15 protein-coding genes and 1 pseudogene are annotated in these 15,643 nt (G+C 65.4%); 8 read left to right on the forward strand and 8 right to left on the reverse strand.

The features are described 5' to 3' along the window. Nucleotides 1-44: 44 nt before the first annotated feature. Complete coding sequence (gene rpmB, locus EV665_RS14395; RefSeq protein WP_064331573.1) at nt 45-335, forward strand: 50S ribosomal protein L28; 291 nt, start codon at nt 45-47, stop codon at nt 333-335. Nucleotides 336-486: 151 nt separating this feature from the next. Continuing rightward, the gene (locus tag EV665_RS14400) at nt 487-1,125 is read left to right on the forward strand and encodes a VUT family protein (protein ID WP_064331572.1); all 639 of its coding nucleotides are present in this window, start codon (nt 487-489) and stop codon (nt 1,123-1,125) included. Between the two features lie 155 nt (nt 1,126-1,280). Here EV665_RS14400 and EV665_RS14405 read toward each other — a convergent pair whose 3' ends face one another. The 4 genes from EV665_RS14405 to EV665_RS14420 all read right to left on the reverse strand — a co-directional run bounded on the left by EV665_RS14405 (nt 1,281) and on the right by EV665_RS14420 (nt 5,974). Continuing rightward, on the reverse strand, nt 1,281-2,282 hold the full coding sequence (locus tag EV665_RS14405; RefSeq protein ID WP_162853061.1) for an esterase-like activity of phytase family protein: 1,002 nt from the start codon (nt 2,280-2,282) through the stop codon (nt 1,281-1,283). Nucleotides 2,283-2,313: 31 nt separating this feature from the next. Beyond that, nucleotides 2,314-4,215 (reverse strand): cobaltochelatase subunit CobT, encoded by a 1,902-nt coding sequence (cobT, locus tag EV665_RS14410; RefSeq protein ID WP_133034590.1) that lies wholly within the window; start codon nt 4,213-4,215, stop codon nt 2,314-2,316. A gap of 16 nt (nt 4,216-4,231) precedes the next feature. After that, nucleotides 4,232-5,230 (reverse strand): cobaltochelatase subunit CobS, encoded by a 999-nt coding sequence (cobS, locus tag EV665_RS14415; RefSeq protein WP_064331569.1) that lies wholly within the window; start codon nt 5,228-5,230, stop codon nt 4,232-4,234. Nucleotides 5,231-5,350: 120 nt separating this feature from the next. Next, nucleotides 5,351-5,974 carry a J domain-containing protein gene (locus EV665_RS14420; RefSeq protein ID WP_064331568.1) on the reverse strand — a complete coding sequence of 208 codons (624 nt, stop codon included), beginning with the start codon at nt 5,972-5,974 and terminating at the stop codon, nt 5,351-5,353. Between the two features lie 118 nt (nt 5,975-6,092). Between EV665_RS14420 and EV665_RS14425 the strand changes: the two genes are divergently transcribed. Further along, a complete protein-coding gene (locus EV665_RS14425; protein WP_064331567.1) occupies nt 6,093-6,374 on the forward strand; it encodes a BolA family protein in 282 nt (93 codons plus the stop codon). On the opposite strand, the pseudogene EV665_RS14430 reads toward EV665_RS14425, so the two are convergent. The 3 genes and pseudogenes from EV665_RS14430 to EV665_RS14440 form a co-directional block, all read right to left on the reverse strand. After that, nucleotides 6,375-7,073: pseudogene (locus EV665_RS14430) on the reverse strand (transporter associated domain-containing protein); the annotation flags it as partial. Nucleotides 7,074-7,291: 218 nt separating this feature from the next. Next, nucleotides 7,292-8,419, reverse strand: coding sequence for a 3-dehydroquinate synthase (gene aroB / locus EV665_RS14435; RefSeq protein WP_133034592.1), 1,128 nt, complete (start codon nt 8,417-8,419; stop codon nt 7,292-7,294). Nucleotides 8,420-8,429: 10 nt separating this feature from the next. Next, nucleotides 8,430-9,011 carry a shikimate kinase gene (locus EV665_RS14440; protein WP_064331565.1) on the reverse strand — a complete coding sequence of 194 codons (582 nt, stop codon included), beginning with the start codon at nt 9,009-9,011 and terminating at the stop codon, nt 8,430-8,432. Between the two features lie 153 nt (nt 9,012-9,164). Between EV665_RS14440 and EV665_RS14445 the strand changes: the two genes are divergently transcribed. The 5 genes from EV665_RS14445 (at nt 9,165) to EV665_RS14465 (ending at nt 13,238) form a co-directional block, all read left to right on the forward strand. Further along, nucleotides 9,165-9,314 (forward strand): hypothetical protein, encoded by a 150-nt coding sequence (locus tag EV665_RS14445; protein ID WP_133034593.1) that lies wholly within the window; start codon nt 9,165-9,167, stop codon nt 9,312-9,314. Continuing rightward, entirely contained in the window at nt 9,311-10,258 is a 948-nt protein-coding gene (locus EV665_RS14450) for a site-specific tyrosine recombinase XerD (protein WP_064331564.1), read from the forward strand. The genes EV665_RS14445 and EV665_RS14450 overlap by 4 nt, the downstream gene beginning before the upstream one ends. A 75-nt stretch (nt 10,259-10,333) precedes the next feature. After that, nucleotides 10,334-11,287, forward strand: coding sequence for an acetyl-CoA carboxylase carboxyltransferase subunit alpha (locus EV665_RS14455; RefSeq protein ID WP_133034594.1), 954 nt, complete (start codon nt 10,334-10,336; stop codon nt 11,285-11,287). Between the two features lie 203 nt (nt 11,288-11,490). After that, entirely contained in the window at nt 11,491-12,993 is a 1,503-nt protein-coding gene (locus tag EV665_RS14460; protein WP_133034595.1) for a L,D-transpeptidase family protein, read from the forward strand. Beyond that, nucleotides 12,990-13,238: a sulfurtransferase TusA family protein gene (locus EV665_RS14465; protein WP_064331561.1), complete on the forward strand. Its 249-nt coding sequence runs from the start codon at nt 12,990-12,992 to the stop codon at nt 13,236-13,238. Before EV665_RS14460 ends, EV665_RS14465 begins: the two co-directional genes overlap by 4 nt. A gap of 93 nt (nt 13,239-13,331) precedes the next feature. Here the strand turns inward: EV665_RS14465 and EV665_RS14470 are convergent, their stop codons facing one another. Continuing rightward, nucleotides 13,332-15,287 (reverse strand): M23 family metallopeptidase, encoded by a 1,956-nt coding sequence (locus EV665_RS14470; protein ID WP_064331560.1) that lies wholly within the window; start codon nt 15,285-15,287, stop codon nt 13,332-13,334. Nucleotides 15,288-15,643: the final 356 nt, after the last annotated feature.

Raw genomic sequence — 15,643 nt, forward strand, 5'->3', positions numbered from 1 at the left:
GTGCCGGAAACGTATTGTCCTGAACCAAGAAAAATAGGTGTACCATGTCCCGTAGTTGCGAATTGACCGGCAAGGGCGTCCAGTCGGGCAACAATGTGAGCCACGCAAACAACAAGACGAAGCGCAAGTTCCTGCCGAACCTGTGCAATGTCACGCTGATTTCCGACGCCCTCGGCCAGCGTTTCCGTCTTCGCGTTTCCGCTGCTGCCCTCCGCTCGGTCGAGCACCGCGGTGGCCTCGACGCCTTCCTGCTGAAGGCCGAAGAGAACGAACTGTCGATGCGCGCTCGCCTGCTGCGCCGCCAGATCGCCAAGAAGACCGCTGCAGCCGCCTGATCCAAGGCGTCACGTCAGACCGTTTCATTGAGGCTTGACCGGGTCCCGGGCAGGCCTCAATGCTTTGCGCTAAAACGCAATTCCTGCGGAAAGCCGCTTTTCCCGGAATCGCCTCATCCCTCCAACTGGTGGCATCACCCAGGATAAAAAAATGCTCGCGAACCGCATTACCCTTCTCTATGTCCTCCTGATGACGGCCGTGGTCGTCGCCTCCAACGTGCTGGTGCAGTATCCGCTTTCGGGCGTGCTGCTGGGCATCAACCTCGGCGACCTCCTGACCTATGGCGCCTTCACCTATCCGGTCGCCTTCCTCATCACCGACCTCACCAACCGCCAGTTCGGCCCGCGTGTCGCGCGCCGCGTCGTCGCCGCCGGTTTCGTCGTGGCGGTGGCCTTCTCCTTCGCCGTCGCCTCGCCGCGCATCGCGATCGCATCCGGCTCGGCGTTCCTCTTCGGCCAGTTGCTCGACATCTCGGTCTTCAACACGCTCCGCCGGCAGGCCTGGTGGCGCGCGCCGCTGATCGCCTCGCTGATCGGCTCGCTGCTGGATACGATCCTGTTCTTCTCCTTCGCCTTCGCGCCGGCCTTTTCCGTCTTCGGCCCGAACGATGCCTTCGCGATCGAATGGGCGCCGATCCTGGGCGTTCTTGCCGCGGAAGCCCCGCGCTGGATCTCCTGGGCGCTCGGCGACTTTTCGGTGAAGGTTCTGGTCGGCTTCGTCATGCTGCTGCCCTATGGTGCGCTGATGAGCAAGCTGAAGCCGATGCCGGGCGTCGAAAAGCTGGCCTGAGAAGAAAAGGCACGGCCGGCAGGCGGTTCAGGTTGACGCCTCGCCCCACCCGCCGCCGTCACCCCTCGGCCTTGAGCCGAGGGGCCTATCGCCGCCTCCGGAACGCGAATACCCAGGCTCAGGGCCAGGCTTATGACGGAGGGGTGGCGGTGGTCCTACTTTCCCGGTGGCAGGCGGAATTCGAGCATCAGGTTGCGCTGGAGAATCGAGTGGTTGTCGTCGGAGACGACGATCAGTCGGATATCGTCCTCACCCATCACCACGACGTCCAGCCCCTCCATATTGTCGATCTGGTGGCTGAGGTCGACGTCGATCAGCACCTCGCCATCGACCACCGCGCCGGGGCGGATACTCTCGCCGTCGATGCGGCGGATGCGCATGCCGACGCCGTCGGAGAGCCGGAAGCGGCGTTCCAGCAGCAGGAGGTCGCCATTCGGCAGGAAGGCACCGTCGGTGATGTCCCAGGGGTCGTTGCGCGTGACAGCGAAGGTGCCGGCGCGCGGGCCGCCGAGCACGGCGGCGAAGACGTTGCCGTCGGGATCGAGGCTGCGTTCCGTGACGGTGACCGGCACGGCGCCGAGCGGCCCCGCCTCCGGTGACATCGCCAGCGTCTCCATGCCGCGGTTGCTGCGCAGCTCGCGCCGGGGGAAGGGGAGCGGCAATTGGCGCGCGGGCCTTGCGTCCATGAAGCCGGGGTCGGGATAGGCGTCGATGCGGTGGACGTTCTCGAAGCTCACCAGAACCTCGCCCTCGCCGAGGGCAAGGCCCTCCGCATCCATCTGGTACTTGACGTTCTCGTCCTGGCCTTCCTCGTTGAGCATCGAGCGTATGTTGAGATCGGCAAGGCCGCTCAGGCGGCCTTCGGCGTCCCGCTCGATGCGGCCGGTCAGCCAGTGGCCGGTATCGAGCACGGCGACGAAATCCTGCCGGTCGGCGCGGAAACGGATCGCCGAGACGGCGCCGAGCAGGGGATTGCTGGACGAATAGCTGATGCCGCCGAGGAATTCGAGCTTGCCGAAGATGCGCTGGTCGGAGCCGAAGGTGAAGTGCGTGATGGCGCGGCTGGTGACGGGAAGCGCGACGCCCTCCGCCGTCGCAGACCCCGGCAATGGCAGCGAAAGCGCTATGGTGACGGCGAGAAGAGGGAGGCCTCGCAGAAGGCTCCCTATGCGCCGGCGTCGCGCCGGCTCAGCCGGCACGGCGTCGGCCGGCGGGGCGTCGGCTGGTGGCCTCGTCGGCGAAGAGCGAGGCGAGCTGTTCCGTCATCGCGCCGGCCAGTTCGTCGGCGTCGACGATCGTCACGGCGCGGCGGTAGTAGCGGGTGACGTCATGGCCGATGCCGATGGCGAGAAGTTCGACCGGCGACTTCGTCTCGATCTGCTCGATGACGGCGCGCAGGTGCCGTTCCAGATAGTTGCCGGGGTTCACCGAAAGCGTCGAATCATCGACCGGCGCGCCATCCGAGATCATCATCAGGATGCGGCGCTGCTCAGGGCGGGCCAAGAGGCGGTTGTGCGCCCAGATCAGCGCCTCGCCGTCGATGTTTTCCTTGAGCAGGCCCTCGCGCATCATCAGGCCGAGATTGCGCCTCGCGCGCCGCCAGGGGGCGTCCGCGCCCTTGTAGACGATGTGGCGGAGGTCGTTGAGGCGGCCGGGGGATTGCGGCTTGCCGCTGCCGAGCCATTTCTCGCGCGACTGGCCGCCCTTCCATGCCTTGGTGGTGAAGCCGAGGATCTCGACCTTCACGCCGCAGCGCTCCAGCGTGCGCGCGAGAATATCGGCGCAGGTAGCGGCGACGGTGATCGGCCGGCCGCGCATGGAGCCGGAATTGTCGATCAGGAGCGTCACGACCGTATCGCGGAAGGTCGTGTCCTTCTCGCGCTTGAAGGAGAGCGGCTGCATCGGGTCGATGATGATGCGCTGCAGGCGGGCGCTGTCGAGATAGCCCTCTTCGAGGTCGAATTCCCAGGCGCGGTTCTGCTGCGCCATCAGGCGGCGCTGCAGGCGGTTCGCCAGGCGGCCGACGGCGCCCTGCAGATGGGCGAGTTGCTTGTCGAGGAAGGCGCGCAGGCGATCAAGCTCCGCCTCGTCGCACAGCTCTTCCGCCGTGATCATCTCGTCGAATTCCTCGGTGAAGACCGTGTAGTCGACCTTCTCGTTGAAATCGCTGAAGGGATGGTTCGGGCGGCGGACCTCGCCGGGCGTCTCGCTGTCATCGCCGTCGTCGTCGACGAGATCGTCGTCGGAGATTTCCGCGCCGTCCATCTCGCCTTCGTCCATCTGCTCGTCGGACGTCTCGTTCTCGTCGTCGGGCGCCGCGTCGTCGCCGGCGTCCTCCTGGCTCTCGTTGTCTTCCTGCTCGTCGCTGCGCGGCTGGTCCTCGTCCTCGGGCGTCTCCGAATCATCCGGTTCGGTTTCGTCCTCGCCATACTGTTCGGCGACGTTCATCGAGGCGAGCATGTTGCGCACGACGCGGGAGAAGGCCTGCTGGTCGTTGATGGCGGCCGAAAGCCCGTCCATGTCCTTGCCGGCCTTGTCGGTGATGAAGTCGCGCCAGAGATCAAGCACCTTGCCGGCGGAGGCCGGTGGGGCCTGGCCCGTCAGCTTCTCGCGCACGATGAGGGCAACGGCCTCTTCGAGCGGCGCATCGGCCTGGCGGGTGATCGCGCCGAAATTCGCCTTGGCGTATTTCTCCGTCAGCATGGTGGTGAGGTTCTGCGCCATGCCCGGCATGCGGTTGGAGCCGATGGCCTCGACGCGTGCCTGCTCGACCGCGTCGAAGATCGCGCGGGCGTCGGCCCCCTGCGGCGACATGGTCGCATGGATGCGGGCATCATGGCAGGCCTTGCGCAGCGCCATCGAATCGCCGAGGCCGCGGGTGATCGCGACTTCGGTGGGCGAGGGGCGCTTCGTCAGTTCCGGCAGGCGGATGCGCTCGCCGGTCATGCCGGGGCGCTCGTTGGCGAAGGAAACCTCCACCTCCGCATCGCCGGCGACGGCGCGCACGCAGCCCGTCACCGCGCGGCGGAAGGGCTCCATGTCGACCACGCCGCCGGGCCTCGGCTTCGAATTGTCTCCGCGAGCTGCCATGCGCTTTTCCCGGGCCTCAGGCCGTCGCCTCCAGCACGATGTTGGCGGCGCTTTCCTTCAGCTCGACGCCGAAGGCGCGCTGGTAGAGTTCCGCGACCAGCGTGCGTTCCAGCTCATCGCACTTGTTGAGGAAGGTGACGCGGAAGGCGAAGGCGAGATCGCCGAAGATCTCGGCGTTTTCGCCCCAGGTGATGACGGTGCGCGGGCTCATCACGGTGGAGAGGTCGCCGTTGATGAAGGCGGCGCGGGTGAGATCGGCGACGCGGACCATGCGCGAGATCGTGTCGCGGCCGTCCTTGCCGGCGGCAAGGCGTTTCACCTTGGCGGCGACGATGCTGACTTCGTTGTCGTGCGGCAGGTAGTTCAGCGTGGTGACGATCGACCAGCGGTCCATCTGCGCCTGGTTGATCTGCTGCGTGCCATGGTAGAGGCCCGTCGTATCGCCGAGGCCGACCGTGTTGGCGGTGGCGAACAGGCGGAAGGCGGGGTGCGGGCGGATGACGCGGCTCTGGTCGAGCAGCGTCAGGCGGCCGGAGGATTCCAAGACGCGCTGGATGACGAACATCACGTCCGGGCGGCCGGCGTCGTATTCGTCGAAGACGAGCGCGACATTGTGCTGGTAGGCCCAGGGCAGGATGCCGTCCTTGAATTCTGTGACCTGCAGGCCGTCCTTGACGACGATGGCGTCCTTGCCGACGAGGTCGATACGGCTGACATGGCTGTCGAGGTTGACGCGAACGCACGGCCAGTTGAGGCGGGCCGCGACCTGCTCGATATGGGTCGACTTGCCCGTGCCGTGATAGCCGGAGACCATGACGCGGCGGTTATGCGCGAAGCCCGCGAGGATGGCGAGGGTGGTTTCCCGGTCGAACAGGTAGTCCGGGTCGAGGTCCGGCACATAGGCGTCCGCCTTGGAATAGGCCGGAACCTTGAGGTCCGTATCAATGCCGAAAACCTCCCGGACGGATACCGTGGTATCGGGGAGGTTGGAAATATCGAGATCCATCTTGCTCATCACGTCTCCGCGGGCGGCGGGTTCTTCGCCTCCACCCCAATATCCTAGTGCACGCCGACTGCGCCCTTTGCCTGATAGCATCGTGCGAAACCGGGCGATTCCGTCCGGCCGCAAAATGCTCTAGCAGAAGCCGGCCTGCTTTAACAATTGATATGCTTGGATGACCGCGCGAAAACGCTCTTCCGAGCCTCTATCTCCGCCATTTGCATCGGGGTGATGCTTTTTGACAAGGGCTTTGTAGGCGGTCTTGATGTCCTGGGCCGTTGCGGTGGCGGCAAGGCCGAGCGTGTCGTAGGCCTTCGCCTCCAGCGTTTTCAGCTTCCTGGCGCGCGGCTCCATCTGCGGCCTTCGGCCTTTCCCCTCGGCGAAGAAGCCGAAGGGATCGCGGATGCGCTGATTTGCCCCGGCCGTGCCGGAGCGCGCCGTGCCCTGCGTCGGGCCGTTCTTCGCGGCCTTGTTCACGCCGATCGTCCAGGTCGGGCGGTGGCCGGTGATCGCCTCCTTCTGGTAGCGGGCGATCTCGCCGTCGGAGAGGCCGGAGAAGTAGTTGTAGCCCTTGTTGTATTCCTTGACGTGCTCGAAGCAGAACATGAAATACTGGCCTTCGGCATTGCGGCCGACGGGCGCGCGATGCACGGCGTTCTCCTCGCAGCCATCCCACTGACAGGTCGGCGCGGAGCGTTCGGGACGCTCCACGCGCCGCTTCGTGCGGATGCGGTCGAAGTATTTGGAATCGAGTTTCATGGCCCCATTATGGGGTTCCGGAGGGCCCGCAACAAGAATTGACAAAGCGGATTGTTGCTGGCTTTGTGGAACCATTTTGTGCATCGCGGCGCACGGTTTCCGCCGCCGAAGGTCTGCCATGTCCATGAAGTCCAGCATCAGCGAAAAATTGACCGCCGCCTTCGCGCCGGAACGGCTCGATGTCATCAACGAGAGCCATCTGCATGCCGGCCACCAACCGGATTTCAACGGCGCGGGGGAGACGCATATGCGTGTGCGCATCGTCGCTGCCGCCTTTGCCGGCATGAGCCGCGTGGCGCGCCACCGGGCGATCAACGACCTGGTGAAGGCGGAGTTCGATGCGGGGCTGCATGCGCTGGCCGTCGAGGCGGCCGCGCCCGGCGAGGCGACGCGCTGGTAATCAGGTTCGCGGCGTTTCCGGCTCGACGGGGCGGACGCGCAGCTTGGTGATGCGGTTCTTCACCCGCTTCATCACGATGAAGCGCTTGCCGTAGAAGGTGAAGGCCTGGCGCTCTTCCGGGATCGATTTCGATTCGTGGATGACGAGGCCGGCAATGGTCGTCGCCTCCTCGTCGGGAAGATTCCAGTCGAAGGCGCGGTTGAGGTCGCGGATCGTCACGCCGCCGTCGACGACGAGCGAACCGTCCGCCTCCTGCCGCACGCCCTGCATGTCGACGGCCTTCTCGTCGGAGATGTCGCCGACGATCTCCTTCAGGATGTCCTGCAGGGTGACGAGGCCCTGCACCTCGCCATATTCGTCGACCACGGTCGCGAAATGCTCCTTGCGGCGCAGGAAGGCGGCGAGCTGCTCCTTGAGTGTCGTCGTATCGGGCACGAACCAGGGTTTTTGCGCCACCCTGGTGATGTCGAGGTTCTTCGGCTCGGTGCCCGGCTCCGCCAGCGCGCGCAAGAGATCCTTGGCGTGCACGACGCCGACGATGTTGTCGACGGAACCCGCCCAGAGCGGCATGCGCGTATAGGGGCTTTCGAGCACGGCCTTGACGATCTCCTCCGGCGGGTCGCCGGCATTGAGCGCCCGCATGGTCGTGCGGTGGATCATGATGTCGGAGACTTCGAGGGCATCGAGGTCGAGCATGCCGGAAGATTTTTCGCGATCGGATCTTGCCGCCGCGCCGTCGCGGGGGGATTGGCCGCCCCGGCGATCGACGTCCGCCTCGCGCGTCTCCCGGTGCGCGTGCCAGCGCGCGGCGATCGATCTGCGCCGGCGAAAGAGAACGGCGGCGAGAACGATCAGGCCGAGGAGGACAATAATCAGCGGCCAGGGGAGGGGAGCGAGCGCGGCGGGCGTGTCGCTGTTCATTTCGGCAGCTTTTCCTTGAGGAAAGCGACGACTTCGGATTGCGGCACGTCATCGGCGACGAAGGACTGGCCGACGCCGCGCGTCAGGATGAAGGTGAGCTTGCCGCCCTTGACCTTCTTGTCCTGGGCGATGGCATCCATCAGCACCTCCGCCGGCGGCAGGCCGCCCGGGATCTGGTCCATGGCGGTCGGCAGGCCGACTTCGCGCAGATGCGCTTCGACGCGCTTGCCGTCGTCGGGGCTGGCCAGGTTCATGCGGGCGGAAAACTGGTGGGCGAGCACCATGCCGATCGAGACGCCCTCGCCATGCACGAGGCGGGCGCTATCATAGTGTGTCGCCGCCTCCAGCGCATGGCCGAAGGTGTGGCCGAGATTGAGCAGGGCGCGCTGGCCGTTCTCCCGCTCGTCGGCGGCAACGACGTCGGCTTTCGCCTGGCAGCTCGTGGCGATCGCCTCGATGCGGGCCTCGCCGCCGGCAAAGACGGCGCGCCAGTTCTTTTCCAGCCAGGCGAAGAAGTCCGGCTTGTCGATCAGGCCGTATTTGGCGACTTCGGCATAGCCGGCGCGGAATTCGCGCGGGGAAAGCGTGTCGAGCACGTCCGTATCGGCGAGCACCAGGTCCGGTTGGTGGAAGACGCCGATGAGGTTCTTGCCGTGCGAAGAGTTGATGCCGGTCTTGCCGCCGACGGAAGAATCGACCTGCGCGAGCAGCGAGGTCGGCACCTGGATGAAGCGTGAGCCGCGGCGCGCGATGCCGGCGGCAAAGCCGGTGAGGTCGCCAATGACCCCGCCGCCGAGCGCCACGACCGCGTCGTTGCGCTCGATGCGGGCGGCGAGCACGCTGTCGCAGACGCTGATCAGATGTTCGAAGCTCTTCGTCTTCTCGCCGGCCGGCAGCACGAGCGAGACGGCCTCGATGCCTTCCGCCTTCAGCGCGGCCATGAAATCGTCGAGATAGAGGGGGGCGACATGCGCGTCGGTGATGACGGCGATCTTGCGGCCCTTGAGGCGGCTGGCGATCTCCCGGCCGGCGGCGGGTATGAGGCCCGGGCCGATCAGGATGTCATAGGAACGGTCGCCGAGGTCTACCCGTACGGTGCGGCGGGCGGTGGCAGGTGCAGTCATCGTCATCTCGTCAGGCTTTCTTGGTGGCGGCGGTAATCGCGGTGAGCACCTCCTCCACCATGGTTTCCTTCTTCACGTCACGCGACAGGACCGTGAGATCGGCCTGCGCATAGATCGGATAGCGGGCGTTCATGAGGTTTTCGAGCGTCTGGCGCGGGTTCTCCGTCTTCAGCAGCGGGCGGGTGTCGCGCTTGTTGACGCGCTCCCACAGGACATCGAGGTCGGCCTTCAGCCAGACCGACAGTCCGCCGCGCTTGATGTGCTTGCGGGTGTTCTCATTGATATAGGCGCCGCCGCCGGTCGACACGACCCGCGGGCCGGATCGCAGCAGGCGCTTGATGACGCGGGTCTCCAGCGCGCGGAACTCGGCCTCGCCATAGGCCGCGAACAGGTCGGTGATCGACATGCGCGAGACGCGCTCGATCTCATGGTCGGAATCGATGAAGGGAATGCCGAGCGCCTGCGCGGTCATGCGGCCGATCGCCGATTTGCCGGCGCCCATCAGGCCGATCAGCACGAGGTTGCGCTTGCCGAGCGCGGCGCGGGCCTCAGCGGCAAGCGTGAGAGGGGCCTGATCGGTCAGCTCGGTCATGCGTGTTTTCCGGGGTTTCGTCCCTTTCCGTATCGACAAAAGCGCCGGAAGCGTCAAGCCTTGGTGCCGATCCATCGTTCGCGTCGACCCGTGGCCGGCCTTGCGCTCGGCGGATGGCGGGGCGATATAGGGACCATCGCCCCGGAGAGCGCCATGCCGACCCTGTTCCGATTCCTGTTCTTCTGCGCCGTGATCGCCGGTTCGATCTACGGCACGATGGTGGCGCTGGTGACCTTCGTGGAGCCGACGGAGCGCGAGGTGACGATCCGCATTCCTTCCGAGCGGGTGAATCCGCAACAATGAGGGATCCATCCGCCCTTCAGGTCGAATCCTTTCTCGAAATGATGAGCGCCGAGCGCGGCGCGGCGACGAACACGCTGCAATCCTACGAGCGGGACCTCGCGGATGCGCGCTCCTTCCTCAACGAGCGGAGCGTGCGCCTGGTGGAGGCGACGGCGGACGACCTGCGCGCCTATCTCGCCCATCTCGCCCGGCAGGGCTTTGCCGCCTCCTCGCAGGCCCGCCGGCTTTCGGCGCTGCGGCAGTTCTTCAAGTTCCTCTATGGCGAGGGGCTGCGCGGCGACGACCCGACCGGCATTCTCGATGCTCCCCGCAAGGGCCGGCCGCTGCCGAAGACGCTGAGCGTCGAGGATGTCGGCCGCCTGATCGACCGGGCGGAGACGGAGGCGGCGGAACCGGGCGACACGCTCCTCCAGCGCCGCCGCATGCATCTCCTGGTGGAGCTTCTCTATGCGACGGGCTTGCGCGTCAGCGAACTGGTCTCGCTGCCGGCGAGCGTGCTGGCGCAGACGGGTCGCTTCCTCGTCGTGAAGGGCAAGGGCAACAAGGAGCGACTGGTGCCGCTGTCGCGCGCCGCCGTCGCGGCCCTCGAAACCTATGGCGAGGCGCTGGCGGCCGATATCGGCGACGATCCGGCGGCGGGCGCCTTCCTGTTTCCGGCGAAGAGCAAGGAGGGCCATCTGCCGCGCCAGGTGTTCGCGCGCGACCTGAAGGCGCTGGCGGGGCGAGCGGGAATCCGCGCCTCGACGCTCTCGCCGCATGTGCTGCGCCATGCTTTCGCCAGCCATCTCCTGCAGAACGGCGCGGACCTGCGCGCGGTGCAGGAACTGCTCGGCCATCAGGACATTTCGACGACACAAATCTATACGCATGTGCTGGAAGAACGGCTCCACCAGCTCGTTCAGACCCATCACCCCCTTGCCAAACAGGCAAAAAAACCGGATTAGGACCCCTCTTCATGCCGCTGGTCCCGGCCGACGGCATCCTGACGCGGTTTGAGCAAACGATCGGAAACGCATCTCATGCACAACTACCTCGATTTCGAAAAGCCCATCTCGGATCTTGAAGGCAAGATCCACGAGCTCCGCAAGCTCGCCGAGGAAGATGAGAGCATCGACACGACGGATGAGGTCGGCCGGCTGGAAGTGCGCGCCCGCGAGGCGATGGCCGATATCTACGCCAAGCTGACGCCCTGGCAGAAGACGCAGGTCGCGCGCCATCCGCAACGCCCGCATTTCCTCGATTTCGCCGGCCAGCTTTTCGACGAGTTCACCCCGCTTGCCGGCGACCGCAAGTTCGCCGAGGACGAGGCGATCCAGGCCGGCCTCGGCCGCTTCAACGGCGAGCCCGTCGCCATCATCGGCCAGGAGAAGGGCAACGACACCAAGTCGCGCCTGAAACACAATTTCGGCAGTGCCCGGCCGGAAGGCTACCGCAAGGCGATCCGCGTCATGGAAATGGCCGACCGCTTCGGCCTGCCGATCATCACGCTTATCGATACGGCCGGCGCCTATCCCGGCATCGGTGCGGAAGAGCGCGGCCAGGCGGAAGCCATCGCCCGGTCGACCGAGATGTGCCTCAACGTCCGCGTGCCGATCGTTTCCGTGGTGCTCGGCGAGGGCGGCTCGGGCGGCGCCATCGCGATCGCCACCGGCGACCGCGTCTACATGCTCGAACACGCGATCTACAGCGTGATCTCGCCGGAAGGCGCCGCCTCCATCCTCTGGCGCGATTCCACCCGCGCCAAGGAAGCGGCCAGCAACATGAAGATCACGGCCGAGGACCTGAAGGCCTTCGGCATCATCGACGGCATCATCCAGGAGCCGGTCGGCGGCGCGCATCGCGATCCGCAGGCCGTCATCGCGCGCACCGGCGACGTCATCGCGGACGCGCTCAGGGAGCTTTCCGCCAAGCCCGGCGACCTGTTGCGCAAGGATCGCCGCCAGCGCTATCTCAATATCGGCCGCCAGCTCTGAGTGGATTCGTGCCGATCGGCGTCCCTTGGCCACCTTCTGCCCCATCTCGGCCATAATCCTTGTGTCTGAAACGATGCGGCGTGCCGGCAGCCTCGCGAAAGAATTTCCGGTTAACACTTTATGAAGTATAAGCCGGTTACCACTGCGCGTCCGCCCGCCGGCGCGACGGCTTGCGATCTGACGATTGTTGACGGACTTCTGGAATGCGCCTGACTGTTCTTGCCGCCGTATCGCTTCTTGCTGTGGCAGCCGCCGGCTGCACCAACGAGACGCTCGACTCGTTCGACAAGGTCGACGTCGACATCAGCAAGGTTTCCAAGAAGACCGACTACCAGCTTTCCTCGGCGGTGCTCGGCAAGCTTTCCTCGATGAACATCGACCGCTCCTCGCCGATGATGCTGCGCATCTTCAAGGAAGAGGGCCGGCTGGAGCTTTGGAAGGCCGACCGCTCGAACCGTTACCAGTTGGTGCGCAACTACAAGATCTGCGCCTGGTCGGGCAAGCTCGGCCCGAAGATGAAGGAAGGCGACCGCCAGGCGCCGGAAGGGTTCTATCCGCTGTCCAGGGCGCATATGAATCCGAATTCGAGCTACTTCCTGGCGATCAATACCGGTTTTCCGAACGCCTATGACCGCGCCAACAAGGCGAGCGGCAGCCATCTGATGATCCATGGTGCCTGTTCGTCGTCCGGCTGTTATTCGATGACCGACGAGCAGATGGTGGAAATCTTCGCCTTCGCGCGCGACGCCTTCAACGGCGGCCAGTCGACGATCCAGCTCCAGGCCTTCCCCTTCCGCATGACCGCGGAAAACATGGCGCGCCACCGCGACAATCCGAACATCGAATTCTGGAGGATGCTGAAGGTCGGCTACGACCATTTCGAGCTGACCAAGCGTCCGCCGGAGGTCAATGTCTGCGAGAAGAAATATGTCTTCAACCAGCAGGCCGACAAACCCTTCTCGCCGACGGGTGCCTGCCCGGCGATGACGACGCCCGCCGCCCTCGAAGTGGCGCTCGGCAGCTACAACAAGACCTATGCCGCAGCCTATGCCAAGGCGATGCAGAAATATGACGGCACGGTCTGGGTCGAGCCTTCGGAGGCCCAGCGCAAGGCGATCGTCGCCGACCAGCGCAAGGGGCGCGAGCTCGCCTATGCGCCGACCGGAAATTCGCTGGACGCCGGCAAGCTGATGACCGCCCGGGAGATCGCCGAGCAGAAGCGCAAGGCGGAGGAGGCCGAAAGGCGCAAGGTCGAGGCGGCCGAACGCGCGGTGCGCGAGGCCGAAGAGGCAAAGCTTGCGGCCGAGCAGGCGAAGATCAAGCAAGCGGAAGCCTTCGCTGCCGACGTCGCCGCCGAGAAGGTGCAGAAGCAGGCGCGCGGCGCAGGCGCCCTGCCGGTGCCGGAGGAAAATCCGGGCGTCGCGGTCGTCGAGAAGAAGGAAGAAAAGCCCTTCTGGAAATTCTGGAACAGCAAGACCGCGCCGCGCAAGGCGGAACCCGTCGCCGGCATGACGCAGCAGAGCCAGCAAGATGCCGGCCGGCAGGCGGCGCAGACAACGCAGACCACCGCCGTCGCAACCACCGGCCAGCGTGTCGAAAAGCCGGCCGCGGGCGCCGATGCCCTGCCGGTGCCGGAGGAAAATCCGAGCGTCCAGGTCGTCGAGAAGACGGCGGAAAAGCCGTTCTGGAAGTTCTGGCAGAAATGACCGCGACGGCGGCCCGCGACGACGCCGAGGTCTACGACCTGCGCGGCCTGAAATGCCCGCTGCCGGTGATGAAGACGCGCAAGCGCCTTTCGACGATGGATGCCGGCAGCACGCTCTGGGTGGAAACCACCGACCCGCTCGCCGTCATCGACATTCCCCACTTCTGCCACGAGGACGGCCACGCGCTCGAAGCGAGCGAGCGCGTCGAGGCGGGGCATCGTTTCCTGATCCGCAAGAAGGCGTGAACCTGCGGGGACGCGTTTTTTCCTCGATTGATCTGATTGCGAACGACGGTGCCGCTCGCCCGCGCATCGCGGCCTTCGGGATTTCCCGCAGCCTCAACGCGTCTCGGCGACTTCCGTCGGCGCGCCGCGGCCGAGCAGGTCGTCGATGCGCTTGCGTTCGACCTCGAACTGGGCAAGCGCCTTGCCCTCCAGCGACTTGCCGCCGGGCAGGCGGATCTTCAGCGCATCCACCTTGTTGCCGTTGACGATCATCTCGTAATGCAGGTGCGGGCCGGTCGAAAGCCCGGTCGAGCCGACATAGCCGATGACCTGGCCCTGGCGGACCTTGACGCCGGGCTTGATGCCCTTGGCGATGGCGTTCTGGTGATTGTAGGACGAGACATAGCCATTGGCATGGCGGATCAGCGTCTGGTTGCCGTAGCCGCCGGAATCCCAGCCGGCCTTCTCGACGACGCCGTTGCCGGCCGCGATGATCGGCGTGCCGCGCGGCGCGGACCAGTCGACGCCGGTATGCATGCGCGAAAAGCCGAGGATCGGGTGACGGCGCATGCCGAAACCCGAGCGGAAGGTGCCGTTCGGGACGGGATTGCGCAGCAGGAACTGCCGGATGCTCTTGCCGTTCTCGTCGTAATAGTCGACGGAGTCGTCTTCCGGGTTCTGGAAACGGTAGACGCGGGTTTCCGTGTCGCCGAACCTGGCGTCGAGGAAGAGGATCTCGGATTCTTCCGTCGCCGCGCCGTTCTGGTCGGTGACGGAAAAGAAGGCTTCGAGCGAATCGGTCGGCCGCAACTGCGCCTGGAAATCGACATTGCTGGCAAGGACGCGGATGACCTCCGCCGTCATGTCCTTGCCCATGCCGTAGGAGAGCGCGGCGCGATAGATGCCGTCATAGACGCGCGGCAGGTCGCGCCCGGCAATGATCGCCGGCCGGTCGTCGTTGTCGAAGGCGGTGGCGACGGCGTCGAGCACCGGCGGTTCGGTGCCGTTGACGAAACGGCCCTTGTCGTCGAGCGCGGCGGTCGTCACATGGCGTCCGCGCGAATAGACGCTGGCGCGCACGATGCTGGCTTCCTTGCCCTTCTGCGCGATGCAGATGCGCAGCACGTCGCCCTCGGCCAACTGCTTGCCGCCGAGCGGGCCTTCGAGATAGGAGGAAAGATCTTCGGCCTGGGCCTTGGTATAGCCGGCCGCGGTCATGATCTCGCCGATATCGGCCGCCCGGCGCACGGGGATCACGTCGTCGGCATATTCCGTGTCGTCCGGCGTCAGCGTATCGTAATTCGAAACGCTCATGTTCTCCTCGACGATGCGGGCCGTCAGGCCCTGCAGGAGGTCGAGGTCGGAGGAATCGGAGGCGAAGCGCTGCGGGTCGACATAGTAGAGCGAGGCGACCTGCGTGCTGCCGTCGGTCAGCACCGAGCCGTTGGTGCGCACATTCTCCTCGACCTCCTCGATCGACATCTGGTCGGCATAGTCGAGCGCCGAGCCGCCGGTCGGGAAGGCATCGGTCTGCAGCGCGACTTCCGATTCGACATCCGAACCATAGATCGCGCCCATGCGCGAGGCGGGCGCGGCATCCTTGCCATTGGTGGAGAAGATCGCGAGCGGATCGAAGCGGGGATAGTCCTCGCTCGTCGTGTGGTTCGCGGCCAGTGCCATCTTCACATGGGCGAAGGGCTGCCGGCGCACCACTTCCTTCTCGCCGTCATGGATCACGGTGGAGATTTCCATGATCTTCTTGTCGGCCGGCTTGGCGACGATCGCCGTCTCGACGACGCGCTCGCCGCGTTTTGCCGTCTCGCCGGTCTTGCTCGTCTGGTTCGTCGCGCCGAGCGCGGCAAAGGCCTCGGCCGGAATGGCGAGCTGCTGGCGCCCGTCGAGTGCGGCGAACAGCGCGACGCCCATCAGGATGGAGGAGGTGATGCCGGTGAGGAACGTGCCGGAAAGCCAGCGCAGCGAGATTTCCCGGCGGTCGGGCGCCTTGCGTCCGTCGGCGAGGATCGGCGGTTCGTTGCCGAGGGATCGGATCATGTTCCGGTCGGTGGTCATGCCGATTGCGCTTCGCCCTGTGTCGCGTTCTGTTTTCAGCGCGGGACCATGCACGCAGGAAGGCATGCGAGTCAAATCACGCTGGTTCTTGTGAACTCCTCTAGAGAGCCGGAATGTGAAAATCTGAGGGCAATCGCGGCCAAACGGCTTTTCTCCCGCGGGAAAGCCCTGAAAATCCGGGGGAAACGAATGGCGGGGGCATGTTTCTGCAGATTTTTTCAAAAAAATGTCACATGCCCTGTTGACGCCGTGGGGAGAGTGGGCCTATAACCCGGCCATCGAACGAGAGCGGCGGCGCTTCTGGCGGCCGACGAACTCGCTCTAGGGTTTCCTGACGGGACTGGTGAGAATTGAGC

The sequence above is a fragment of the Shinella granuli genome, assembly GCF_004341885.1.
Classification (GTDB): domain Bacteria; phylum Pseudomonadota; class Alphaproteobacteria; order Rhizobiales; family Rhizobiaceae; genus Shinella; species Shinella granuli.